At 51.7% G+C, this 25,132-nt stretch carries 22 protein-coding genes and 2 tRNA genes; 9 read left to right on the top strand and 15 right to left on the bottom strand.

The window, feature by feature from the left end:
* Positions 1–137 precede the first annotated feature (137 nt).
* The 3 genes from B4C79_RS14935 to B4C79_RS14925 form a co-directional block, all read right to left on the bottom strand.
* Positions 138–347 carry a hypothetical protein gene (locus tag B4C79_RS14935; RefSeq protein ID WP_291762679.1) on the bottom strand — a complete coding sequence of 70 codons (210 nt, stop codon included), beginning with the start codon at positions 345–347 and terminating at the stop codon, positions 138–140.
* A 68-nt stretch (positions 348–415) separates the two neighbouring features.
* Positions 416–491 (bottom strand) — tRNA-Glu (locus tag B4C79_RS14930).
* Positions 492–507: 16 nt separating this feature from the next.
* Positions 508–583 (bottom strand) — tRNA-Ala (locus B4C79_RS14925).
* Between the two features lie 202 nt (positions 584–785).
* Between B4C79_RS14925 and B4C79_RS14920 the strand changes: the two genes are divergently transcribed.
* From B4C79_RS14920 to B4C79_RS14905, 4 genes are all read left to right on the top strand, one after another.
* Positions 786–1,352 carry an NUDIX hydrolase gene (locus B4C79_RS14920; RefSeq protein ID WP_171099183.1) on the top strand — a complete coding sequence of 189 codons (567 nt, stop codon included), beginning with the start codon at positions 786–788 and terminating at the stop codon, positions 1,350–1,352.
* The gene (gene aat / locus B4C79_RS14915) at positions 1,349–2,077 is read left to right on the top strand and encodes a leucyl/phenylalanyl-tRNA--protein transferase (RefSeq protein ID WP_291741686.1); all 729 of its coding nucleotides are present in this window, start codon (positions 1,349–1,351) and stop codon (positions 2,075–2,077) included. Before B4C79_RS14920 ends, aat begins: the two co-directional genes overlap by 4 nt.
* Positions 2,064–2,798, top strand: coding sequence for an arginyltransferase (locus tag B4C79_RS14910; protein WP_171099187.1), 735 nt, complete (start codon positions 2,064–2,066; stop codon positions 2,796–2,798). The genes aat and B4C79_RS14910 overlap by 14 nt, the downstream gene beginning before the upstream one ends.
* A gap of 68 nt (positions 2,799–2,866) precedes the next feature.
* Positions 2,867–3,916, top strand: a complete 1,050-nt coding sequence (locus B4C79_RS14905; protein WP_291741688.1) for a quinone-dependent dihydroorotate dehydrogenase — start codon at positions 2,867–2,869, stop codon at positions 3,914–3,916.
* Positions 3,917–3,984: 68 nt separating this feature from the next.
* Here B4C79_RS14905 and B4C79_RS14900 read toward each other — a convergent pair whose 3' ends face one another.
* Positions 3,985–5,394 (bottom strand): LutB/LldF family L-lactate oxidation iron-sulfur protein, encoded by a 1,410-nt coding sequence (locus B4C79_RS14900; protein ID WP_291741691.1) that lies wholly within the window; start codon positions 5,392–5,394, stop codon positions 3,985–3,987.
* A 17-nt stretch (positions 5,395–5,411) separates the two neighbouring features.
* Entirely contained in the window at positions 5,412–6,152 is a 741-nt protein-coding gene (locus B4C79_RS14895; protein WP_171099193.1) for a (Fe-S)-binding protein, read from the bottom strand.
* A 138-nt stretch (positions 6,153–6,290) separates the two neighbouring features.
* On the opposite strand from B4C79_RS14895, the gene B4C79_RS14890 reads away from it, so the two are divergent.
* Positions 6,291–7,091, top strand: coding sequence for an IclR family transcriptional regulator (locus tag B4C79_RS14890; RefSeq protein WP_105029174.1), 801 nt, complete (start codon positions 6,291–6,293; stop codon positions 7,089–7,091).
* A 2-nt stretch (positions 7,092–7,093) separates the two neighbouring features.
* Here the strand turns inward: B4C79_RS14890 and B4C79_RS14885 are convergent, their stop codons facing one another.
* Together B4C79_RS14885 and B4C79_RS14880 are read right to left on the bottom strand one after the other, a co-directional pair.
* Positions 7,094–7,975 (bottom strand): serine hydrolase, encoded by an 882-nt coding sequence (locus B4C79_RS14885; RefSeq protein WP_291741695.1) that lies wholly within the window; start codon positions 7,973–7,975, stop codon positions 7,094–7,096.
* Positions 7,976–8,102: 127 nt separating this feature from the next.
* A complete protein-coding gene (locus B4C79_RS14880; RefSeq protein WP_348676537.1) occupies positions 8,103–9,017 on the bottom strand; it encodes a histone deacetylase in 915 nt (304 codons plus the stop codon).
* Between the two features lie 211 nt (positions 9,018–9,228).
* Here B4C79_RS14880 and B4C79_RS14875 point away from each other — a divergent pair, with 211 nt between their 5' ends.
* Positions 9,229–9,783 (top strand): phasin family protein, encoded by a 555-nt coding sequence (locus tag B4C79_RS14875; RefSeq protein ID WP_275270874.1) that lies wholly within the window; start codon positions 9,229–9,231, stop codon positions 9,781–9,783.
* Between the two features lie 84 nt (positions 9,784–9,867).
* On the opposite strand, the gene B4C79_RS14870 is transcribed toward B4C79_RS14875, so the two are convergent.
* The 3 genes from B4C79_RS14870 to hrpA are packed head-to-tail and all read right to left on the bottom strand — an operon-like array spanning position 9,868 to position 15,335.
* Complete coding sequence (locus B4C79_RS14870; RefSeq protein ID WP_291741699.1) at positions 9,868–10,650, bottom strand: competence/damage-inducible protein A; 783 nt, start codon at positions 10,648–10,650, stop codon at positions 9,868–9,870.
* 18 nt (positions 10,651–10,668) lie between these two features.
* A complete protein-coding gene (locus tag B4C79_RS14865; RefSeq protein WP_291741701.1) occupies positions 10,669–11,433 on the bottom strand; it encodes an EI24 domain-containing protein in 765 nt (254 codons plus the stop codon).
* A gap of 11 nt (positions 11,434–11,444) precedes the next feature.
* A complete protein-coding gene (hrpA, locus tag B4C79_RS14860) occupies positions 11,445–15,335 on the bottom strand; it encodes an ATP-dependent RNA helicase HrpA (protein ID WP_291741703.1) in 3,891 nt (1,296 codons plus the stop codon).
* Between the two features lie 150 nt (positions 15,336–15,485).
* Here hrpA and argA point away from each other — a divergent pair, with 150 nt between their 5' ends.
* Positions 15,486–16,826, top strand: coding sequence for an amino-acid N-acetyltransferase (gene argA / locus B4C79_RS14855; RefSeq protein ID WP_171099205.1), 1,341 nt, complete (start codon positions 15,486–15,488; stop codon positions 16,824–16,826).
* Positions 16,827–16,848: 22 nt separating this feature from the next.
* Positions 16,849–18,057: a PLP-dependent transferase gene (locus B4C79_RS14850; protein ID WP_291751964.1), complete on the top strand. Its 1,209-nt coding sequence runs from the start codon at positions 16,849–16,851 to the stop codon at positions 18,055–18,057.
* 51 nt (positions 18,058–18,108) lie between these two features.
* Here the strand turns inward: B4C79_RS14850 and B4C79_RS14845 are convergent, their stop codons facing one another.
* Positions 18,109–20,364, bottom strand: coding sequence for an arginine/lysine/ornithine decarboxylase (locus B4C79_RS14845; protein ID WP_171099210.1), 2,256 nt, complete (start codon positions 20,362–20,364; stop codon positions 18,109–18,111).
* 278 nt (positions 20,365–20,642) lie between these two features.
* On the opposite strand from B4C79_RS14845, the gene B4C79_RS14840 reads away from it, so the two are divergent.
* Positions 20,643–21,686 (top strand): hypothetical protein, encoded by a 1,044-nt coding sequence (locus B4C79_RS14840; protein WP_171099211.1) that lies wholly within the window; start codon positions 20,643–20,645, stop codon positions 21,684–21,686.
* On the opposite strand, the gene dcd is transcribed toward B4C79_RS14840, so the two are convergent.
* The 4 genes from dcd to apbC all read right to left on the bottom strand — a co-directional run bounded on the left by dcd (position 21,650) and on the right by apbC (position 25,013).
* Positions 21,650–22,216, bottom strand: coding sequence for a dCTP deaminase (gene dcd / locus B4C79_RS14835; protein ID WP_105029183.1), 567 nt, complete (start codon positions 22,214–22,216; stop codon positions 21,650–21,652). The two genes, B4C79_RS14840 and dcd, sit on opposite strands and share 37 nt — an antisense overlap.
* A gap of 54 nt (positions 22,217–22,270) precedes the next feature.
* Positions 22,271–22,810 carry a hypothetical protein gene (locus B4C79_RS14830; RefSeq protein WP_146106699.1) on the bottom strand — a complete coding sequence of 180 codons (540 nt, stop codon included), beginning with the start codon at positions 22,808–22,810 and terminating at the stop codon, positions 22,271–22,273.
* A gap of 74 nt (positions 22,811–22,884) precedes the next feature.
* The gene (locus tag B4C79_RS14825) at positions 22,885–23,889 is read right to left on the bottom strand and encodes an alpha/beta hydrolase (RefSeq protein WP_171099213.1); all 1,005 of its coding nucleotides are present in this window, start codon (positions 23,887–23,889) and stop codon (positions 22,885–22,887) included.
* A gap of 32 nt (positions 23,890–23,921) precedes the next feature.
* Positions 23,922–25,013: an iron-sulfur cluster carrier protein ApbC gene (gene apbC / locus B4C79_RS14820; protein WP_171099215.1), complete on the bottom strand. Its 1,092-nt coding sequence runs from the start codon at positions 25,011–25,013 to the stop codon at positions 23,922–23,924.
* Positions 25,014–25,132: the final 119 nt, after the last annotated feature.

Here is a 25,132-nt window from a genome sequence, read left to right as displayed (position 1 = left end):
TCACGTATGAAAGTACCTTCAACCAGACCAAAGTGCAGTGAATAAGTTCGGATATCCCCTAGTGGTTGGGGTAAACGATAGGAAGGTTGGGGACTCAATCAAGAGCTGGTGGTGAGCAAGCTTTAAATGGGGTGGCTTTACTCGTCGAGTTCTTCGTCGTCATCGCTGACCGCATCAATGCCAGCTTCAACAACCGCGCCTGTGACCTTGATGCCGGTTGACACAACGGCCCCGGTAATTGAAATGGCAGCGCCCGCTGTGGCGCTTACTACTGCACAACCTTGAATGACTGGCAAAACAACTGCAGCCAGTGCGAAGAAAACTGCTTTGTTCAAGATCGGACCCATGGTCACCTCGCAGCCGTAAATAAAAAACGCTTCTGACCCTGTGGGTGAGAAGCGTTTTGTGCCAAATTTGGCATCCCCAACCGGATTCGAACCGGTGTTACCGCCGTGAAAGGGCGGTGTCCTAGGCCTCTAGACGATGGGGACCTAAAACCGTGTGCTTTGGTGGAGGTAAGCGGGATCGAACCGCTGACCTCTTGCATGCCATGCAAGCGCTCTCCCAGCTGAGCTATACCCCCGAAGCGAAGACCGAGATTATTAATTATTCCGCTTAAGTTGTCAACTGTATTTAATACGATTTGTTGAAACTTTAATGCAAAACTTTTAATTCTTTTTGCCTTCTGCCTGCATTGCCTCAGCAATTTGAGCAGCCCGAATTATACACATATTTGTCGGTTACACTGCAAGTGATTTTTTCAAAAAAATAGAAGCAAACAACAAATGAAATACTGCAGCACATGTGGCACCCCGCTTGAACTTCGCATTCCTGCCGGCGACAACCGAGAACGAAGTTGTTGCCCAGGATGTGGCGCAATTCATTACGTAAACCCGAAGATTGTAGTTGGCACCATTCCAACCTATCAGGGCAAGGTTTTGCTTTGCAAGCGAGCGATTGAACCCCGCCACGGTTTTTGGACCCTGCCTGCAGGCTTCATGGAGCTGAACGAAACCACACATCAGGGTGCCGCCCGCGAGACACTGGAAGAAGCTGGTGCTCAAATCAAATTGGGCCCTCTGTTCACCATGTTCGATGTAATTCGCGCTGAACAGGTTCATATTTTTTTCCGCGCTGAGATGCCCACCCCCACCTTCTGTGCGGGTGAAGAAAGCCTGGATGTGAAACTGTTTTCCGAAGAAGAAATTCCGTGGGATGAACTGGCCTTTAAAACTGTGTCAAAAACACTGACCCTGTTTTTTGCAGACCGAAAAGCAGGACGGTATACCCTGCACACGGGCGATGTGTTCGATCACACGGACTGGACTGATTCGCAATTCAAGGCCGGATGACAAAAACCACCATACCCTGGCTGGACTCTCCTGGCGAATTCCCCAGCACTGCACTAGCGCTAGAGTATCCGCCTGGCCTGCTTGCAGCCAGCATGGAAATCAATGCGGACTGGCTTGAAGCGAGTTATGCACGGGGCATATTTCCCTGGTATTCCCAAGGTGAACCTGTGCTTTGGTGGAGCACCTCCCCACGCGCAGTGTTGTATACCGCTGAATTCAAGCTACACCGCTCGCTGGCCAAGGCGATACGCAAAATGCACGACACCCCGGGAAGCGCCATTCGCCTGAATACCGCCTTTGAGAGAGTGATGCGTGCCTGCGCAGCGCCCAGACCGGGCCAGGACGGCACCTGGATTACCGAAGAAGTGATTGCGGCTTACACAACGCTTCACCAGCGCGGTTTGGCCCACTCGATTGAACACTGGCAAGGCGACCAGCTCATCGGCGGCCTGTATTGCGTGGCCTTGGGTAAAATGGTGTACGGTGAAAGCATGTTTGCAACGCAAACCGATGCATCTAAAGTGGCCTTCGCTCATTTTGTGTATTGGCTAAAATCTCAGAATGTGCACATAATTGACTGCCAGCAGGCTACCGGGCATTTGATGTCAATGGGTGCCCGCACGGTAAGCAGAAAGGTGTTTGAGACTGAAATGGCGAATTCCATTGTGCAGCCCACCTTGAATTGGGAACCCCGCGAACTTAAATGGACGTATGACCAGACCTAAGGAACTGCCCTTCTCTACCTTGCAGTTTTATTCGACTGCACCCTACCCCTGCAGCTATCTGGACAATCGTTTGGCCAGGTCGCAGGTGGCAACCCCAAGCCACTTAATCAACGCCGATGTATACAGCGAGTTGGTTCGCATGGGTTTTCGTCGCAGCGGCCTGTTCACCTACAAGCCCCATTGCGACGGTTGCAATTCATGCAAGCCCCTGCGCTTGAAAGTATCCCAGTTTCACACCAATCGAAGCCAGCGGCGCACTGCAAAGACTTTTGCAAGCCTGAAACCCAGCGTACAACGCCTGCACTTCAATTCCGAACACTACGCTTTGTACCTGAAATACCAGTCGGCCCGCCATCATGGTGGCGGGATGGATGAAGACAGCCGTGAACAGTATTCCCAATTTTTGCTGCAAACCCGGGTAAATTCCCGTTTGGTTGAATTCCGAAACCCTGACGGTAAGTTGGTGATGGTGTCCATCATTGACATCCTTACCGATGGGCTGTCCTCGGTGTATACCTTCTTCGATCCTGAGGAACGAAGCGGCCTGGGAGTCTATGGCGTACTTTGGCAAATTGAGCAATGTCGGGACCTCGAACTTCCTTACCTGTATTTGGGTTACTGGATCAAGGAAAGCGAGAAAATGGCTTACAAGGCACGCTTTTCCTCGGCAGAAATTCTCCAGGACAACGTGTGGCAGCCCTCGCCTGAACCAAGCCGCTAATCAAGCCCGTAGTTTCCCCGTTACAATGCGGGCTATTCCATCCAAATTACCGGTGTCTGAAAACCGCCATGCTGCTTCCCTATTCGCTTGTTCGCCCTGCCCTGTTTTCCCTTGATCCCGAGAAAGCACACCACATTACTTTCAGCAATCTGCAAATGCTGCGCAAGCTCGGTTTGCTCAAGTTTTTTTCACCCAAGGCGGTTGCTGACCCCGTAAAGGTCATGGGTATCGACTTCCCGAACCGAGTGGGCCTGGCAGCCGGCCTGGACAAAGACGCCGCTTACATCAGCGAATTGGGCCTGATGGGTTTTGGTTTTCTTGAAGTAGGTACGGTAACGCCCAAACCGCAACCCGGCAACCCGCAACCAAGGCTGTTTCGGCTGCCCAAAGCCAATGCATTGATTAACCGCATGGGCTTTAACAACGAGGGCGTGGACACGTTGATAAAGAATGTAAAGGCCAGCAATTACCCGGGCGTATTGGGGATCAATATTGGAAAGAATGCGCTTACTCCGGTTGAAAATGCTGCAGATGATTACTTGGCCGCGCTGGAAGCGGTGTATCCCTACGCGAGCTACATCACAGTCAATATTTCTTCACCGAACACCAAAAACCTGCGCGACCTGCAAGGCGGCGACAGCCTCGATATTTTATTGGGCTCACTGAAAGAAAAACAAAAAGCCTTGGCCGATGAACATGGCTTGTACAAACCCATGGCCTTGAAAATTGCCCCCGATCTGGATGACGATCAAATTGATGCGATTGCCAAGCGGCTTACCCATTTCAGTTTTGACGGTGTTATTGCAACCAACACCACAATCGACAAAACCAGCGTGGCTGGCCTTCCCCATGGCGAGGAGCAAGGTGGCCTAAGCGGAGCACCCGTGCTGGAGAAGTCGACCCACGTGATCAAGCGTTTGTACGCAGAGTTGGGCGACGACATTCCAATCATTGGCGTGGGCGGTATTTCCAGCGGTGAGCATGCCGTGGAGAAAATTCGCGCGGGTGCAAAGCTGGTTCAAATATACACAGGCCTCATTTACAAAGGCCCTGAACTGGTGACTGAATGCGCTGCCACCATCCATGTAAATTGCAAAGTGAAGATTAGAAAAAAATAAAAGGAGCGGCTTTCGGAAAGCCGCTCCTTGTTCTCAGGCATTCGCCTTGCTGAATGTGAGTTATAAATCTACTTGTTCTTGCGTTGCTGATACAGATTTGAAAAGGTTTCACCCGTGGGCACGGGAAAGTCACGTTGATCAGTCCAACCCCTGGCACCCGGCAAACTGTGTATACCGCCTTTGCGTTTTCCCCACCATGCCATGGCCTTAATGCCCATGCGTGACAATACGCGATACAACGCAGGCCGCTGTGCCACAAAAGCCCACACCTTGAATGCTGCTTTTTCCTGCCATGGACGAAGCCCCCTTGAGAACTGCTGCTCTCGCAATTTGCGCAGCAAATCGGGCAGCGGAATTTTCACAGGGCACACCACATGGCACTCGCCGCACAAAGTGGCCGCCTGCGGCAAATCAAGCGCTTTTTCAATACCGGTGTAACTTGGCGTAAGAACCGATCCCATCGGGCCGGGATAAACCCAACCGTAGGCATGACCACCAATTTTTTGATACACCGGGCAGTGATTCATGCAAGCACCGCACTTGATACAGCGAAGCATTTCTTCAAACTCGCCACCGAGCAAGCCTGTACGCCCACCATCCAGAATCACAAAATACATGTGTTCGGGACCATCCAGGTCGCCTTCCCGCTTTGGGCCAGTTAACAACGACACGTAGTTGGAAATGCTTTGCCCGGTTGCCGAGCGCGGTAGCAAGCGAATCAAGGTGGCAAAGTCTTCAAGGGTGGGCACCACTTTTTCAACACCTGTGATGGCCACATGCACGCGGGGGTTAATGGTGCACATGCCTTCGTTGCCCTCGTTCGTAACCAAGGCCACTGAGCCAGTGTCTGCAATGATGAAATTGCCGCCCGTGACACCCATGTCGGCAGCCAAAAACTGAGGGCGCAGAATTTCACGCGCTTCTCGGGTCATTTCAGCGATGTCGGTTTTGCGGGGCAAATGGTGATGCTTTTCAAACAGGTCCGCCACCTGTTCTTTGTCTTTGTGAACCACGGGCGCAATAATGTGGCTGGGGCGCTCGTTGTCGTTGATTTGAAGAATGTATTCGCCGAGGTCAGTCTCGCGCACTTTCACATCCGCCGCTTCAAGCGCTTTGTTCAGTGCCATTTCTTCAGTCACCATCGACTTCGATTTGATCACCGATTTCACACCGTGCTTTTTGGCAATTTTCACAACCAGCTGGGCTGCCTCTTGCGGTGTGCGTGCAAACAATACCTTGGCACCAGTCTCGACTGCTTTCTGTTCAAACAATTCAAGCCATACATCCAGGTTCTTGATGCTTCGGTTGCGAATTTCAACTGCCGCAGACCGAGTGCCCTCAAAATCTTCCAGCTCCAGAATACTGGTGGCACGTGCATTCACAAACTTTGAAGACAAGCGTTTCAAGTTTTCCTGCAAACGCGGATCATTCAGCTTTTCACTGGCCTTGCGTTCAAAAAACATGCTTTGTACTTGCATGGTGTTACTGCCCCACTTTAAATTTGACCGGGCTTGCGGCCCGTGAGCAATTCGGCCACATGCAACACCTGCGTGTTGTCACCCATGCGACGCAATCGGCCTTCAATATTCAACATACAGCCCAGGTCGCCCAACACCACTGCCTGTGCACCGGTCGCTTGTACCTGCTCGCACTTGTCGGTACAAATTGCGCTGGAAACCTCGCCATACTTCAAGGCGAACGTGCCACCAAAACCGCAGCACTGCCGACTGTCTTTCATTTCAAGAATTTCTACGCCACCCATTTTGCCAATCAAGGTGCGGGGTTGATTCTGCACACCCAACTCGCGCAGCCCACTGCAAGAATCATGATAGGTAATCTGTTTAAGCTCGCTCACCCCTAGCTTGACCTTGTCCAGGCCCAGCACATTGACCAAAAAGTCAGTGAGCTCGTAGGTGCGTGCAGCCAAACGGGCCGCGCGCATTTTCAAATCCGGGTCGTTCTTGAACACTTCGGTGTAATGGGTTTTTGTCATGCCGGCGCAAGAACCCGATGGAGCAACCACGTAATCAAACTGCTCGAACTCAGCCAGCCATTTTTGAGCCAGCTTGTGCGTGCTATCCTGATCGCCTGAATTCCAGGCGGGTTGACCGCAACAGGTTTGGGCCTGAGGCACCACCACCTCGCAACCGGCTGATTCCAGCAACTCAATGGTTGAAAAACCGATAGAGGGCCGCATGGAATCCACAAGGCAGGTAACAAACAAACCGACGCGCAAGGCATTTCCCCAAAATGAACAAAAACTGTTCAAGTGTATGCAGCACGCCGCTTTCCGGCCAGTAGTGATAACCATAACGAGTGACGTATTTCACAATATGGTTTAAACTTCTCACTGCATGAAAAGGAACTACCCCGTATGAGCGAAGAGTCGGTTGGACGCACCAGTATTCAGGTGATTGAGCGAATGATGCAATTGTTGGATGCCTTGGCCGAACACCAAGATCCCGTTGCATTGAAAGACCTGGCCCGCGACACCAAGCTACACCCCTCCACTGCTCACCGAATTTTGAATGACCTGGTGGCTTGCCGACTGGTTGACCGCACCGACCCGGGCTTGTACCGCCTGGGCATGCGCTTGCTTGAACTGGGCAATTTGGTGAAAGCCCGATTGAACGTACGTGATGCCGCACTGGAGCTGATGCGCAAATTGCACCGCCTGACTGGCCAAACCGTGAACCTGTCAGTTCGACAAGGCGATGAAATTGTGTACGTGGACCGCGCCTACAGCGAACGATCAGGCATGCAGGTGGTACGTGCAATCGGAGGCCGTGCACCCTTGCACCTGACATCGACCGGCAAGCTTTTTCTTGCGAATGAATCACCAGAGAATTTGAAGCTCTACGCCGAGAGAACCACTTTGCGTGGCACTACGCTGAACAGTCTGACCACGCTTGAAAAGCTGGAAAAGGAACTGTTGCTGGTGAGAACTGAAGGATTCGCGCGTGACAACGAAGAACTTGAAATGGGTGTTCGTTGTATGGCGGCGGGTATTTACGACGATTCATCGAAACTGATTGCCGGTTTGTCTATTTCTGCACCGGCAGACCGCATTCAGGAAGACTGGTTGCAAGAATTAATTCATACGGCGCAACGAATTAGCGCATCGCTGGGCTGGCAAGGGCGAGTTACCCCACCCAGCGGTCGATTCAGGCTGTAGTTTTATTTTGGCACGTATGCGGCAGTGCTGGGTGCCACGGCCATTACATATTCGCGAATACGCTCTGCGTCGGCAAACCTGGCCTGAGAGCCCAATGCATCCAGCAACACGATCACCAAGTTGCGATCACCTACCTTGGCCTTCATCACCAGGCAACGCCCAGCTTCATTGATAAAGCCGGTTTTTTGAACCTGAATATCCCATTCCTTGTTTTTGATCAGGCGATTGGTATTTCGGAAGTTCAATTGTCCCTTGCCCGACTGCACGGAAAACTGGGGGTCGGTTGAAAACTGGCGAATCAAGGGAAAGCGCTGGGCATGCAAAACCATGCGAGCCAGGTCGTTGGCGCTTGATTTGTTTTCAACTGAAAGACCCGTGGTTTCCGCAAAGTTGGTGTTGAACATGCGCAAGGAGGCAGCACGGCGGTTCATTTGAGCCACGCACGCTGCCAAACCACCTGGATAGCTGCGCCCCAAGGCGGAGGCAGCGCGGTTCTCAGAGGCCATGAGAGCCAGATGAATCAGTTCACGACGGGTAAATTCACTTCCAGGCTTCAAGCGTGAACGGGTGTTTTTGTAGTAATCGATGTCTTCTGTGGTGATGGTAATCACTTCATCAAGATCAAGCCCTGCCTCTAGCGTGACCACAACCGTCATGATTTTGGTAATCGACGCAATTGGAACCACCGCAGAAGGGTTTTTGGCATACAGCACTTCGAGGGAATCTGCGTCGGCCACCAAAGCCACTGAGCTGTTCAAAGACAGTGGATCGTGAGCTTCCTTCAGGTTTGCACGCTCGGACTGGCCGGAAGCGGCCATCACAGCGGAGCCGAACACCATGGATAAAGCAAGAAGTGTTGAGCCAAGTAATGCTTTGTGGATCATGGTGTGTTGTCTTTATTATTCGAACGAATGCTTTGTTGGATTCTACGCAGAATTGGGTTAACCGCCAAGGCCCCAGATCGAGTGATAACAGGGTTTTAAGTCATCTAATTCGAGCGATTTCTTAAATCTACCTGTTCAGTGTAGTTTTTAGGGGTTCTTGATAGTGTCGACCATAGTCGGCCAAGCGCTTGATTACCCCAAGTTGCAAGTCGGTTAAATGCTCAAGGTCTGGAAAATACCCCCCTGCCATAACTGCGGCAACCGGCAAATTGCGGTGTTGCACCCATTCCAGCACCACTTGGTCGCGCAGCCGAATACCCTCATCGCTCAAGGCCAATTTGCCCAAACGGTCAGATTGGTGAACATCGAGCCCTGCCACATACAACACCATATTTGGCGTAAATCGTTGGCTGACCTGGTTCAATGCCCTTTCCAGTTGTGTGAGGTATTCATCATCACCAGTTCCGTCAGGTAGCTCGATGTCCAGATCACTTTTTTCTTTCTGAAAAGGATAATTTTTCTCGCCATGCATTGAAAAAGTAAACACGCTGTCGTCACCGCCCAAAATTTCAGCGGTACCGTCTCCTTGGTGTACATCCAGATCGATCACCAACACCTTATTCTCAAGGCCTCGGGTATTTGATCTGGTTTGATTTGTGTTTAACCAGGCTATTGCGTCTGTTTGATAAACGCGTGCAGCCACCGCCAAATCATTGAACACACAAAAGCCGCCGCCCTTGTTCCGCTTGGCGTGATGCGTACCCCCTGCCAAATTGACCGAAGCGCCGTGTTGCAGCGCACTTCGAACAGCCGACACGGTGGCACCCACGGAACGACGGGAACGCTCCACCATCCGTTCTGACCACGGAAAACCGATGTCACGTTGTTCATGTCTCGAAACATTGCCAGTTTCTATTCGTTCAATGTAGTAAGGACAATGTGCCAACGCCAACTGTCCTGGCGTTGCGGCGTTCGGCACAGATAATTCTATAAAACAATCACTTGCATGCACTTTATCGCGCAGAATTCGGTACTTCTCCATTGGAAATCTGTGCCCTTGGGGCAATGGAAGAACAAATTCATCGGTATAAAAAGCTTCAATCATGATTAATACAACAGAACGAACTTGATTTATTGCGTTGCAACATTTTTGTTGACAAGAGAATTTTTTTTGGTAGAATTCAATTTGTGCACCGCATCAAACGGTGTCGAAAATAACCCTAGTGGTACGAAACCTGACGGAGCAAACTATGATGATGACCCCCGAACAATTTCTCGACGTTCAAAAAGCCAACCTTGAAAAGATCCTGGGTCTTAGCCAGCAATCGTTCAGCAACGTTGAAAAAGTGGTTGAACTGAATCTTAACGCTGTTAAAGCTTACATGGAAGACAGTGTTGAGGCCGTAAAAGCCTTGTCCTCTGCAAAAGACATTCAAGAATTCGTTGCGGTGTCAACATCAGTGACACAACCTTTGTCAGAGAAAGCTGTGTCCTACGGCAAAGACCTGTACTCCCTGTCCTCTGGCATTGCTTCTGAAGCAGCCAAGCTGGTTGAAGAGCAAGTCGCCGAGAACAACAAAAAATTCGTTGAGCTGTTTGAGTCAGCCAGCAAGAATGCACCTGCCGGTTCAGAAAGTGCTGTCGCACTGATGAAATCAGCAATTACTGCAGCCAACACCGCTTACGACAGTGTAAGCAAGGCCACCAAACAAGCTGTTGAAATGGCAGAAGCCAACGTGGAAGCCGCAACCAAGGCAACCATCAAAGCCTCCAACACAGCCACTACAAAGGCCCGCAAAGCAGCTTAAGCTTGTTTTGCCTGTAAAGATGTCTCCTCGTTCCTCCTGGAACGAATTCTCAAAGCCTGCCCTCTTTTGTGGCAGGCTTTTTTTTTAATTGATTAACTCAAACTCGCAATTCATGCTTTCCAGAACTTTCACCAGTTCTGTGAACGCATTCGAAACTACTTCTTTTTTAGCAAGATCGCCCCTTGCCTTTACCCCAAGCTCAATATGACGAGCCAGTTTGTTGTCACCCACACTGGGCAGGCTATACAACTTGCAATCGGGGTACTGGGCCTCCAGTTGCTCCATCACTGGCGTTATTCGTGCTTCTGGTGTGTTGAACAACAACAAAGCCCTCTTGTATTCAAGCTCCCGATGATGAAACTGAGGGTAGAGCGTATCGAGCACCCATTCAATCATCGGCCAGGCCATTACCGGGAAACCAGGCACGAAGTGATGTTGCCCGATGGTGAAGCCGGCAATGCGGTTATAAGGGTTGGGTATCAGGCTGGCGCCTTCCGGAAAATCAGCCATGCGCAGCCGAAACTCATCCAGGGGCTGCCCGCTTTCCTCGCAACGCTGACGAATCAGTTCCACTGCACCTTCGTGGCGCACAATCGGCAGGCCCAGTGCCTGGGCGGCTGCTTGCCGTGTGTGATCATCGGGCGTGCCGCCAATGCCCCCACAACTCAAAACAATGTGGTCGCTGGCAAACGAGCGTTTCAAGGTAGCGGTTAAAAACTCCCTGTCGTCACCCACCATTTGTACCCAAGACAAATGCAGGCCACGGGCGGTCAAACGCTCGATCACGGCAGGTATGTGTTTGTCTTGCCTTAAGCCCGACAAAATCTCGTCGCCCACTACGATAAGGCCAATTTTAGGTACTGCCATTTTTTGCTCTTTGTGTATTTAGTTGGATTCAATCGCGGGCATGTCGATTGTTTTGTTGTTTCTGACCTGCACGAGTGCACCCATATAATGGCGGGTAAATGCCAAAGCCGACATCACCGGCATGATCAACAAAATTGGTGGAATGAAACTTAAAAATGCGCACACCAAACCGATCAACCAGGCGGAGGTGCTGTCGCGCTTTTTGATTTCTTTCATTTCCAGTTTGGTGGCATGCCCGGCCAAGGAATCGAACCTCATCACGGCCATGAGCAAATAAGCGGTCAGCAAAATAGGCAACACAAATGCCATGCCTGGCATGAGCCACAAAGGCAATGTGACAATCCATGCAATCAGAAAAATGACCACTGCTTTCAAAGTCACCCACAGACTCATGACCATGCCAGAGTCTCCCCTCTTTTCGATGCCCTGAAATTCTCGCTCGGTCAGGTAATTGACCACAGGTGGAGTAACGTACAAACCTGCAAGCAACACGGCCGAAGTGGCCACAATCGGCCACAACAGACCAAACACGGCCAGCGGCACCAAAATGACTTTCAACCAGCCCATGAATGCGGCGTCGGTTGCAACTGCATCGGCGGAAAAGTCAAAACCAAGATAACCCAGTGCCCAGGTCGCGGCATTGACCAATGGATCAACCGACAACCAGATAATTACAATCCAGAACACCGATGCAATGGCCACAGACACCAAAGTCAACATCAGCATTTTTGGGCGAAATGAATCAACCAGCGCGTTAAAAAGAATGGACATTGCGTTGTTCATAAACCTTCCCTTTATTGTTGTCGCCTTGCCATGGTTTCCCATGCCTTTTGCAAACGCTTGACGGAAACTGGCATTGGCGTACGAAGTTCCTGGGCAAACAGCGAAACTCGCAGCTCCTGGAGTTGCCAGGCAAACTGGCTCAGGCTTTCATCTTCCTGACCTTTCAATTGTGAACTCGCACGGACCCAGTGTAATTGAAGATCCATGACATCTTTCATCAACTGTTTGTCTCGATCAACCGAATTGCGCACTCGCTCAAGGCGTATTTGCGCCGCTTTCAAATAACGCGGGTAATGGGCCAATTGCTCCCACGGCTTTTTCAGCAAAAAACCCTTGGGCAGCAACCAGTTCAACTGGTTTTGAATGTCAGCAACGCATTCAGGGAATGATTTCGACAATGCCTGGAGTTTTTTGTTAAGTGCACTGTATTCATTCAGAATAATCAAAAGAACTTTCCCGATTTCCTGGGCGATCAGATTCATTCGGCTGCGTGCCTCCTGCGCTTTGGTGTTGAACTCGTCTTGCGTGGTGGGCAATCCTGCTGCAAGCGCGCTTCGCATCAAAGTCAGCTTGATCCACTGCTGCTGCAGTTCTTCGGATGAGCCCAGCGGCATGTACAGCATGGCTACCTTCTGAAAATCAATCAGGTTTTTGGTCAGGTACTTCAAAGGCTCCTTCAGGGCAATATTGAACAGGCGAAGCACGCCATCCAGATGTACTTTGCGGGCAATCTCCTCTTCATCGAATACCTCAATAATGCAATGCTCACCCATGTCTTTTAAAGCAGGATAACCAAAGAAGGTTTGACCTGCACGCTTGATCTCCAGCATGTCGGGCAAGCTGCCAAAGCTCCAGTCGGTGATTGGCTGATCGCTGAACGTACTGTTGCTGCCGGAGGAAGACTTTGCTGGATTGGGCGAAAGTTTGCGTGTTTCAGAGGCCGGTGAAGCAATGCCCGCCTGCCCTCCTACCTGAGCACGCACCTGCTCCACTACATCGGAGCTTTTGAAACTTTCCTGCGCCTTGCGGCCCCATTCCGCCTTCAGGGCTGACAAACTGCGCTGCATGTCCAGTTGACGCCCGTGTTCGTCGATCAACTTGAAATTCATGAAGTGGTGCGGCGGCAGGGTTTCAATCCGGAAATCGCTGAGCAATGGCCGTGCGGGTGTTTCACTGGCCACGAAATCGCGAAGGCGTTCCAGAAGCGGCTTTTCATACAAGTTTGAATCGAAATGCGCTTGAGCAAACTTTTCGGCAAATTGCGGCACGGGTACACAGTGACGGCGAAGCTTCTGCGGCAAACTTTTCAACAGCAGCAAGGCCTTTTCTTTCAACATGCCGGGTACCAACCATTCAGTACGGCCCGGGTTTACCTGATTCAACAGCATCAGGGGAATGGTCAGTGTGACACCATCTCGGGGGCTTCCGGGCTCAAAGTGATAAGTCAGGTCAAACGCCAAGCCGCCCATTTCCAGCTTTTTCGGATAAAACTCGGTGGTAATGTCGCCCGCTTTTTTGCTCAGCAGGTCTTCCTTGTTCAGGTACAGCGCTGCAAGGTCTTCCTTGCTGGCTTGTTTCGCCCAATTTTCCAGGGTTTGCTGGTTGTACACACCGGCCGGAAGTTTGTCGTCATAAAACTGCGCAATCAGCGCCTCATCCACCAAAATATCCTGGCGGCGGGCTTTGTGCTCCAGCTTTTCCAGGTCTTCAACCAGCTTGCGGTTGTGTACATAAAAGGGCACTGTGGTTTTTACCTGTCCGGGCACCAGGCCTTCGTGAATCATCAACCTGCGCGCATCGGCTTGATTAAACTTTGCCAGGCTAACACGGCGCTGGGAGTAAATGGGTAAGCCATAAATAGTGCCTGTTTCCAGGGCTACGGCCTGACCAGAGCCCTTCTCCCAATGCGGATTGTTGTGGTTACGCTTCACCAAATGCGCGCCCACCTTCTCAATCCATTCGGGTTGAATTTTGGCCACACTGCGGGCATACAGGCGGGTGGTTTCAACCAGTTCGGCAGCCATGATCCATTTGCCACCTTTTTTGAACAGGTTTGAACCTGGATGAACTGAAAACTTGATGCTGCGCGCGCCGAGATAAACCGGATCTGTCTCGTGCTTCAAACCGATGTTGCCCAGCAAACCCGCCATCAGTGCAAGATGAATTTGATCGTAGGTAGCGGGTGTGGCGTTCAAAGTCCACTTTTGGTCTTTCACCATGGCGGTAAGCTGTTGATGAACTTCACTCCACTCGCGCAGGCGGTTCGCGGACAGAAACTTGCGCTGGAGCGCATTTTTCATGTCACGATTTGTCAAATTTTGTTGTTTTAAATCAATAAAATAATTCCATAGCTTCAGAAAAGACATGAAATCAGATTCTGCATCGTCGAATTGCTGCTGGGCATTGTCTGCAGCCTCTTGAGCGTCAATCGGGCGGTCGCGTGGATCTTGAATCGACAAGGCAGCGGCCAACACCAGCAACTCGTTTAGGCATCCGCGCTGACTGGCTTCAAACAGCATTCTGGCAATTCGGGGGTCAAGCGGCAGTTTGGCCAGTGCCCGGCCTGTTTTGGTCAAGTGCCCAGCATCGTCCAGTGCATTCAGTTCACTGAGCAATTGATAACCGTCCGCAATCGCGCGCCCCATGGGGCGTTGCAGAAAGGGAAAGTCTTCCACCTCGGTCAGGTGCAGGCTTTTCATGCGCAAAATAACGGACGCCAGCGAGGATCGAAGAATTTCCGGGTCTGTGTAATCGGTACGGCCTGCGAAGTCGGCCTCGGCGTACAAGCGAATACAGACCCCATTGGCAACCCGGCCGCAACGCCCTGCCCGCTGGTTGGCCGATGCCTTGGAAATTCGTTCTACCTGCAACATTTCAACCTTGTTGCGGTAGCTGTAGCGCTTCACGCGGGCCACGCCTGAATCGATCACATAACGAATACCCGGTACTGTCAGCGACGTTTCAGCCACGTTGGTGGACAACACAATGCGCCTGCGCCCGCTGGGTTTGAAAATGCGCTCCTGTTCCTGTGCTGTCAACCTGGCAAACAGAGGCAAGATCTCCAGCGATTGCCTCAGGTTTTTGCTGAGGAAATTTGCCATGTCGCGAATTTCCCGCTCTCCTGGCAAGAACATCAAAATGTCGCCCTGCCCTTCGCGGCAAAGTTCTTCTACCGCATCGAGTGTGGCTGCCTGAAAGGCATCCTCATCCACCTCATCAGCCAGGTTCACAGGTGCATTCTTGCGCCTGCTGGTGTCAAAATCATTGGGGTCTTTGTAGCGCACTTCCACCGGGTACAAACGACCAGACACTTCGATCACCGGAGAGGGCTTGCCTTGGGCATTTTCAAAATGCTTGGAGAACCGCTCTGCATCGATGGTGGCTGAGGTCACAATCAATTTCAAATCAGGCCGTTTGGTGAGCACATCTTTCAAATAACCCAGCAAGAAGTCGATGTTCAAGCTGCGCTCGTGCGCTTCGTCAATAATGATGGTGTCGTATTTCTTGAACAGCGGGTCGGTTTGGCTTTCAGCCAGTAAAATGCCGTCGGTTACCAACTTCACCGCGGTGCTGGCATTGGATTGGTCTTGAAACCGAATTTTGAAACCCACCCATTGGCCAATCTCGGAATTCAACTCTTGCGCGATCCGCTTGGCAGTGGCGGTGGCCGCCAATCGACGAGGCTGCGTGTGCACAATACTTTGCCCGTTCAAGCCCCGCCCAAGTTCCAGACACATTTTTGGCAACTGCGTGGTTTTACCCGAACCTGTTTCACCGCACACGATTACAACCTGGTTCGCTGCAATCAAATGCTTGATTTCGGCTCGCCTTTGTGAAACCGGCAGCTCTTCGGGGTATCGAATTTCGGGTGGGGGCTGAAGGGTTTGTTCTTTTGACAACACAAATAACCAATATTGGGTTCAAATTCCGATCAAATCGGGGAAAAACAAAGTGAAGGCTGGACTACGCTCAATCGGAAATTATAATCAATCGAACGAGCGGCCACGGCTGCCCACAGTGTATTCCCTTTTTTCAGGACAGCCCCCAAGCCAATGAGTAACGCTCCCAGCAACGACGACCTTTCCATGAACAGCCAAACCTTTGTTCAATGGCTGCGAACTGTTGCGCCTTACATTCATGCCTTTCGGGGTAAAACCTTCGTGGTGGCGGTCGATGGAGAGTTGGCCTATCAAGGCTATCTGAATTCATTGGCCCAGGATTTGTCGCTGTTGCATGCAATGGGCATGCGAATTGTGCTGGTGTGTGGTTCTCGCCCGCAAGTTGAAGAGCAATTGGCCTTGCGCAACATTCAACCCGCTTTTCACAAGGGCTGGCGAATCACCGACAAAGGCGCACTGGAGTGCGCCAAGGAAGCCGCAGGTGAACTGCGCCTGGACATTGAAGCGGCATTTTCCCAAGGCTTGCCCAACACGCCGATGGCGCATTCATCCATGCGCGTTATTTCAGGCAACTTCATCACGGCTCGCCCCATGGGTATTCTGGATGGCGTGGATTTGCAGCACACCGGCCTGGTTCGAAAAATAGATGTCACCGCCATTCAAATGAGCCTGAACAGCAGTGCGATTGTGCTGCTGTCCACGATCGGCTTCTCGCCCACGGGCGAAGCATTCAACCTGAGCATGGAAGATGTTGCAACCAGCACTGCGCGCGCAATCAAGGCGGACAAGCTGATTTTTGTCAGCCAGATTGAAGGCATTTTCGACAAAAGCGGCAAGCTGCTTGAAGAACTTGAGCTGGACCGTGCACGTGAAATCATGCTTCAGGAGGACCTGCCCGAGCTGACCAAAGACTATCTGGAGTGCTGCATTCTGGCGGTGCAAGGCGGCGTGGGACGTGCACACATTGTGCCGCTGAACCTGGATGGCGGTGTCATGCTGGAACTATTCTCGCACGATGGTGTGGGAACCATGGTTTCCGAGGAAAACCTGGAAAGTTTGCGCCAAGCGACACTGGATGATTCAGGTGGTATCAAAACCCTGATCGAACCGCTTGAAATGGCGGGAATTCTGGTGCGCCGCGGGCGCGACCGCATTGAACGTGACATCGACCATTTCACCGTTCTGGAGCACGATGGTATTTTGTGGGGCTGTGCAGCCATGTACCCCTACCATGCAGAGGGTGTGGCTGAGTTGGCTTGCCTGGTGGTGCACCCTTCATGGCAAGGCACAGGAGATGGCGAGCGTTTGCTGAAAAAAATTGAACACGACGCACGCAAACAAGGCCTAAAACAGCTGTTTGTGCTGACTACACAAACATCGCATTTTTTCCTGAAGCGCGGCTTTGTGGTGGGAGATGTGGACAAACTGCCAATCGAACGCAAACGCCTTTACGACTGGAACCGGAAGTCGCAAGTCATGATTAAAACGCTGTGACCGGGCACACAAAGCGCGCCCTATGAGTACTTTCAAACACAAGCCTGCCGTGCGCAGCCCAAGCACTGAAATCATCCACTCGAAGCCGGTCAGTAGCGCGGGCTTCTCCGCGCTGCCTGTACCCGTGTACCGAGGATCCAGCACGTTTTTTGACAACACGGCAGCCCAACGCGCAACAGTAAACCCACTTGGGCTTGACTACAGTTATGGCTTGCACGGCAACCCCACGCAGTACACGCTGGCTAAAAAACTGGCTGAAATAGAGGGTGCCACCCACGCGCTGGTGTGCCCTTCCGGGCTGACCGGCATTGCACTGGTGGCCCAAGCCTGCCTGAAAAGTGGCGACCATTGGTTGATTCCGGAAAATGTGTATGGCCCCGTGCAAGCCTTGGCGAGAAGCCTGCATATGGACTATGGCGTGGAGTTTTCAGAATACGACCCCTGCAACGCAAGCAGTGTTGCGGAAGGCTTGCGCACCAACACCACACTGGTGTGGACTGAAGCACCAGGCTCACTCACTTTTGAAGTGCCCGATTTACAAGCCATTGTGGCCCTTGCGAAAGCCCATGGTGCACGCACTGGCATCGACAACACCTGGGCGGCGGGAATTGCCTACAAACCTTTCGAGCATGGTTTTGACTTCAGTGTGCAGGCGCTGACCAAATACCAGTGTGGCCATGCCGATGTATTGATGGGCGCGGTGCTGAGCAACAACACCAAGGCTTTTGCAGATTTGGAACGAAAAAACCGGATATTGGGCTTGGGTGTGTCGCCCGCCGATTGCGACATGGTGCTACGCGGCCTGCTTACCCTGCCCTTGCGCTACAAGCAGCAGGCTGACAACGGCTTGCTGGTGGCCACTGCCTTGAAGCAACACCCCGCAGTTGCGCGGGTGCTTCACCCGGAGTTTCCGGAGTGCCCGGGCCATGGGTTTTACAAACGCGACTTCGATGGGTTTGCCAGTATTTTTTCGATCGTGTTGAAAGCGCAGTACTCGGATGAACAGGCCTGCACAATCATCGATAACCTGAAGCTGTTCAAGATTGCGTATTCATGGGGTGGGCCTGAAAGCTTGGGATTGGTGGTGAACATTCCTGACAGCCGAAGGCGCCACCTTGCAGACGAGCACGGCCGCTGCGGGCCAATACTTCGTCTGGCCATTGGGCTGGAGGAGCCGGCGGATTTAATTGCTGATTTGATGCAAGCACTTGATACAACAAACCGGATTTAAGCAAAGCGCAGCAGAGGACTCGCTGCCAACAACGCGTCCCTGAAACCTCTTTTATACCTTCACGCAATCCACAAAGTAACTCACATGGCCTTGTTCGTCTTCAATTTCGACCAAACCGTGAATGTCGGTCTCGAAGCCGGGAAACTGCTTGTTGAAATCGCGTGCAAAGCGCAAATAATCCACAATCGTGGCATTGAAAATTTCACCGGGGATCAACAATGGAATTCCCGGCGGATAAGGCGTCAGCAAAGCTGACGTAATGCGACCTTCCAGTTCGTCAATCGCCACGCGTTCAATTTCACGGTGCGCCACTTTGGCATAGGCATCAGCAGGCACCATCGCGGGTTGCATGTCGCTCAGGTACATTTCAGTGGTCAAACGCGCCACGTCTTTCTTGCGATACATGTCGTGAATCGTATTGCATAAGTCGCGCAAGCCCACACGCTCGTAGCGCGGGTGTGCCTGGCAAAACTCGGGGATTACTCGCCACAACGGCTGGTTTTTGTCGTAATCATCCTTGAACTGCTGAAGCGCAGTCACCAGAGTATTCCAACGGCCCTTGGTAATGCCGATGGTGAACATGATGAAGAACGAATACAAACCAGTTTTTTCAACAATAACACCGTGTTCAGCCAGATACTTGGTCACGATCGACGCAGGAATGCCGGCATCAGAGAACTGACCGTTCACATCCAGGCCTGGGTTAACAATGGTCGCCTTGATTGGGTCAAGCATGTTAAAACCATTGGCCATTTTGCCAAAACCGTGCCAGGTGTCGGTGGTGTGGATCAACCAGTCGTCGCGCGGGCTCATGCCCTCTTCGCTCAACACGTCAGGGCCCCAAACCTTGAACCACCAGTCGTCGCCAAACTCCTCGGAAACTTTGCGCATGGCGCGGCGGAAATCAAGCGCCTCCATGATGCTTTCCTCAACCAAGGCGGTACCGCCTGGAGGCTCCATCATGGCGGCAGCCACGTCACAGCTTGCAATAATTGCGTATTGCGGGCTGGTGGATGTGTGCATCAAATAGGCTTCGTTGAAAATATGGCGATCGAGTTTGCGGTTTTCACTTTCCTGCACCAGAATTTGTGAAGCCTGAGACAAACCTGCCAGCATTTTATGGGTAGATTGCGTGGCAAACACCAGAGAGTCTTTGGTGCGCGGGCGGTCGCGACCAATCGCATGCATGTCTTTGTACATGGGGTGGAAACTGGCGTGCGGCAACCAGGCTTCATCAAAGTGCAAGGTGTCAATTTCAGAGCCCAACACCTCTTTGATCATTTCCACGTTGTACAAAACACCATCGTAGGTGCTTTGCGTGATCGTCAAAATGCGGGGCTTCTTGTTCTTGGCTTTGCTGGCAAACGGATGGTTTGCAATTTTCTTGGCAATGCTCTCGGGCTTGAATTCCTCAAGCGGAATTGGACCAATAATGCCCAAATGATTGCGCGTGGGTGTCAAGAACACGGGAATGGCACCGGTCATGGTGATCGAATGCAAAATCGATTTGTGACAGTTGCGGTCTACCACCACGATATCGCCGGGTGCCACGTTGGCATGCCACACCATTTTGTTGGAAGTCGATGTTCCGTTGGTCACAAAGAAACAGTGGTCTGCATTGAAAATACGCGCCGCGTTGCGTTCCGAAGCTGCAACCGGACCGGTGTGGTCCAGCAGCTGACCCAGTTCATCTACAGCGTTACACACGTCGGCACGCAGCATGTTTTCACCAAAAAACTGGTGGAACATTTGCCCAACCGGGCTTTTTAGAAAAGCTACACCACCAGAGTGCCCTGGGCAGTGCCAGGAATAAGAGCCGTCTTGCGCGTAATGCACCAAAGCGCGGAAAAAGGGAGGAGCCAGGGAGTCCAGGTAACTTTTGGCCTCACGAATGATGTGGCGCGCTACGAATTCTGGTGTGTCCTCGAACATGTGAATAAACCCATGCAATTCTTTCAAGATCGCATTGGGAATGTGACGCGAAGTGCGGGTTTCACCGTACAGGTAAATTGGAATATCCGCGTTTTTAAAGCGAATTTCCTGCACAAAGTTATTCAAGTTTTGAAGCGCGTCTTCGATTTCCTTCTTGCTGCCCAAGCCGAATTCTTCGTCGTCGATGGACAAAATAAAGGCACTGGCGCGGCTTTGCTGCTGCGCAAACTGGGAAAGATCGTGATAACTCGTGACTCCCAATACCTCGACGCCCTCTTTCTCGATGGCGTCTGCCAGGGCGCGAATGCCGAGACCAGATGCGTTCTCGGAGCGGAAATCTTCGTCAATAATGACAATGGGAAAACGAAATTTCATTGATCTTCCTGTGATCGGGGTTCAACACAAAACAAGGCTGCATTATCCACTACGCAGCCCCCTGTTCCAAGCCCTATTGTCGCGCATTTATCCCTCTATGTAGTGACTTCACAGAAATGTCATCTGGCACGGGTTCAATAGGCGACTTTCCTGCTGACTGTCCTCCTTACCTGCCACGCATGCAGATCAACTCCATATCAGCCTCGCCCGGTCAATTTACCCCGCCCACGACGCCTTTTCGCCCGGCTCGCAGCTTGACCAAGCGATTGGACAACTACATGAACAACTACGACATGGGCTTTGAACGTGTTGCCAAAGTAAGGGCAAAAGTACTGAGCCGAACTGGTCACACCCATGCGTTTGACAGGGCTTTGGTGCTACCGGAGCAATACAGAAGTCGGGGGGTTCGTGCATTAATACACCTTGCCAAACACACGGAGGAAATGGCTGAAGGTTTGGCCGATATCTCGGGGCTGGCCGAACGTTTGACGAGAAACCTGATTTCATCCGGGGAAAAATCCGACATGGCCTTGGTGATAGCGTCTGCAGTTGGTCGTGTAATTTCTGGTCAGCTGAATTTGGGTGGCATGGCTGTGCACAAAGTGGCGGGTGCTGCACTGTATGGCGTTTCTTCAATCTTGAGTATTGCAGCCCTGGGTTTGATCAAAACAGGCCTGGCCACACGCAGAACCGGGGCAGAAATAGCCCAGGCGGCAACAAGATCAAGTTTTGATTCGAGCGCTTACTTGATCGTAGCGAGGAAGCTGCTTGCATGCAAAGAACAGATGCTCACCAAAATACTGGACAAGACTGGCAAGCCTGAAAATCGGAGAAACTGTGCGATTCAAAGTTGGGTGAAGTACATGTCGAGGCACCGAAGCTCGGTGCCAGAGCATTTGGTGTCGAAACGGCAAGCCAATTGCAACTACATTTGGCAGAATATTCACCAGTACGGCCTGGTAACTCGGTCACTGATGCACATTGCCTACGGCACTTTTCAGGGCATCAACAAATTGCTTGTTTCTTATGACAAGCATATTGGCGTTGCAATCGGCAATCACTTGTTGGGGAAAAAGCTTGGCAGCGTATTGGGCTGTCGGCTGGGAATGACGGTTTCGGTGGGCGCCGCTGCGGCGATCTCGGTACCCATGTCGCCATTTCTTGTCGGAATTTCCACGGTAGGTGCAATAGCTTGTGGCGTTGCCTTGCTTGCTTTGATGTTGGCCAAGTTGAATGTTCAGTTGATCCATGACTGGAAAGGGAACATTCAACGGCCCTTGCGAAATCAGGTTTTTGGCAAAGTAACGCCCACCTGGCCTTGATACTTGCCACCACGGTCGCGATAAGACGTTTCACACACTTCATCGCTTTCAAAGAAAAGCACCTGGGCACAACCCTCGCCCGCATAAATTTTGGCAGGCAATGGCGTGGTGTTTGAGAACTCGAGCGTCACATAACCTTCCCATTCAGGCTCAAAAGGCGTGACGTTGACAATAATGCCACAACGCGCGTACGTACTTTTTCCCAGGCAAATCGTGAGCACATTGCGGGGAATCCGGAAATATTCAACTGTGCGAGCCAGGGCAAACGAGTTCGGCGGAATAATGCACACATCGCCTTTGAAATCTACGAAACTTTTCTCGTCAAAATTTTTTGGGTCAACAATGGTGCTGTTGATGTTCGTGAAAATTTTGAACTCGTCGGCACAACGGATATCGTAACCATAGCTGGACGTGCCATACGACACGATTCTTTTGTCGCCTGCATAACGAACCTGGCCCGGCTCAAAGGGTTCGATCATCCCCGTGCTTTCAGCCATTCTGCGAATCCACTTGTCCGATTTAATGCTCATGCTCACTTTGCTTTAATGAAGTTCAATAGGCGAAATGTTACATGAGACAAGACATCACTGATTCATCCCATCGAGAATCTCGGTTAATTCCTGCATGACCGAATTGGCCAGGGCGTCAAAAAACACCTGTATCAAATTCGCCATTTGTGCACCCGTGACCCCTTGCAGGGGCAACTGCATGAGGAACTCCAGGTTTTCCGTTTCCATGTTGATGCCCACCTGATACTGAAAATCAAGTACATGAACCATGGCATGCGCTTCCGCCAAAAAATGCAGACATATTTCAGCAGAGCTTGGCTCGTTCATGTTGTACAGGGGAAAAGCCATCACTACCCATCTTGCGTTTTGCGACTCGCCAGCACGAAACGACAGCTCGAACTGCTCTTTTTTGGCCATGATCACGCCCAGCCCATCAAACCAGCGCATTCCGGCCAAAGAAATCGCCTCGTGAAGTAAATTTGCCTCCTCCATGGAAAAACCCGATTCCATGCGGGCCGCGGCGGGTCGCTCCGACTTGGGCCCTTGCGACCCTTGGGCCTTGAATGTTTGAGATTGCGAACCCAAAGGCGAGCGAGGCATGTTATTTTTATTCATGAAGTGAAGTGACTCTATTAACCGGATACGTATTGAGTAGGCTAGAGACAGGGAAGGTTCCGCGCGTGTTTGCGTCAGACCAACAGATGATGACGGGATACTTCCTGCGAAATGGCCTTGATCATTTCAGCAGAATCAGGAAGATGCCCTGTGCCGGGCAACTCGATCAAGCTAGAACGCACAACAATTTCCGACAGCAGTTTTGAACCCCCCGGGGGGCACACTCGGTCATTCATGCCTTGAATAATCGACATTGGCCATGGTGACTGGCTAATTTTCGAGAACAGAGAGAGAAGATCTTGCGGAGACAAAAAGCAGTCATGCCGCAGGAAATGCGCTTGCAAGCGGTATTTGCGCACCAATGCAAGCTCTTGAACATCGCTTAAAAAGGGCCTTTTGCTGTCAAAGCCCCCTGCTTTGCCTGTCAGCAAAGCGGTCTCCAGTTTGTTCCAGGCCACCGATAATTCCAAAAGGTGCTCGGGCGTGGCGACCTCAAAGCATTCGCAAACAAAATCGGTTCGGGCTCCGGGTCCGAAGTGTTCTGCAAAATAATCAGGGGCAAGTCGCTCCAGCAACTCAAAAAAAGCATCCACACGCGGACGCATGGGCAAAAACGGGGCGCGCAGTACTACGCTGGCGACCTGCTCTGGCCGGTATGCAGCAATCGCCAAAGCCAGAGTACCGCCCCAAGACCCGCCCAGAATGTGAAATTTCGGAATATTCAGCCGATCGGCAACCTCGAGCGCATCATCGACGAAACGCTGCAAGTCGATCACACTGAGATCGAGATCTTCGCTCAAACCGCTGTTGCGCTGATCAAACCCGAACCAGGGCAAACCTGCATATCGGATTGGTGCCACATGGGAGGCACCCAGACTTCCACCTGGGCCACCATGAAGTACCAGCCAGGGAAATTGACGTGCGCGATTGGCAAGCGGTTGGGCCAAACCCTGTTCGGCCCACACAGCGAGATTTCCGCCAGAATCCAGAACCACTTGCGGAGCCGACCACACACCGGCCAACCCCGCCTTTGGCGCGGGGCTGGCCACTTTGTGAAAGGTCAGTTCGTCTTTAGGCACATGAGCCCCCGAGGCGCCTTGGGAAAGAGGTTTTAAGTGTTTTGCACCACAATTGAAGGAAACTTCAAGGACATGTCTTTGGACTGTTCAGCAATGCGGATGGCCACTTTGCGCGCAATTTCCTTGTATGTTCTCGCCAAATCGCCGTCAGGATCGGCCACCACTGTGGGTTTGCCAGAATCCGCCTGCATGCGAATCCGCATGTCGAGCGGCAGGCCACCCAAGTAATGAATGTTGTAATCCTTGGCCATTTTCTGGCCGCCACCGTCACCAAAAATATGTTCTTTGTGACCACAGTTTGTGCACACATGAATGGCCATGTTTTCAACCAGGCCAAGAATGGGTACACCCACTTTCTCGAACATTTTCAGGCCTTTGCGTGCATCGAGCAAAGCGATGTCTTGCGGGGTGGTCACGATGACCGCGCCAGTCACTGGTACTTTCTGTGACAGTGTCAGCTGAATATCGCCGGTGCCAGGTGGCATGTCCACAATCAGGTAATCCAGGTCTTTCCAGTTGGTTTGCTTCAACAACTGTTCAAGTGCACTGGTTACCATTGGACCGCGCCACACCATGGGTGTGTCTTCATCGATCAGAAAACCGATCGACATGGCCTGTACGCCATGACCTTCCATGGGATCGATAATTTGACCGTCGTCCGATTGTGGTCGCCCGGTGATGCCCAGCATGGTGGGCTGCGAAGGGCCATAAATATCGGCATCCAGCATGCCCACACGTGCGCCCTCTGCGACCAGTGCCAGGGCCAGGTTCACAGCGGTGGTGCTTTTGCCCACACCACCTTTGCCAGAGGCAACTGCGATGATGTTCTTGACGTTGGGCATCGGCTTTAAACCCCGCTGCACGGCGTGGGTTTGAATTTTGATGGTTGCGTTAACACTGACGTTTTCAACGCCTGGAACCTGCGAACGCACAGCGGCAATGGCCGCTTTGCGTAAACCATCCAGCTGGCTTTTGCCGGGATAGCTTAACTCCAAATCAAAACTGACATCGCCGCCATCTACTTGAATGTTCTTGATCAGTTTGGCGCTGATGAAGTCTTTGTTCAAATTGGGGTCAATGACACTACGCAATGCATCGCGTACGGTGTCGGTACTCACTGACATACACACTCTCCTCGAATCTTGTCTGGTATGGTCTTTGTTTGTATAGGCATGAGTCTAGCGTGTTTTTCCCACAGCAGGCTTACACCCAATGGAAAGCCCTGCGTTCTAATGATTGTCGT

This window comes from Limnobacter sp. UBA7229 (assembly GCF_002473065.1).
Lineage (GTDB): Bacteria > Pseudomonadota > Gammaproteobacteria > Burkholderiales > Burkholderiaceae_B > Limnobacter > Limnobacter profundi.
This window is presented reverse-complemented; position numbering and strand designations above follow the sequence as displayed.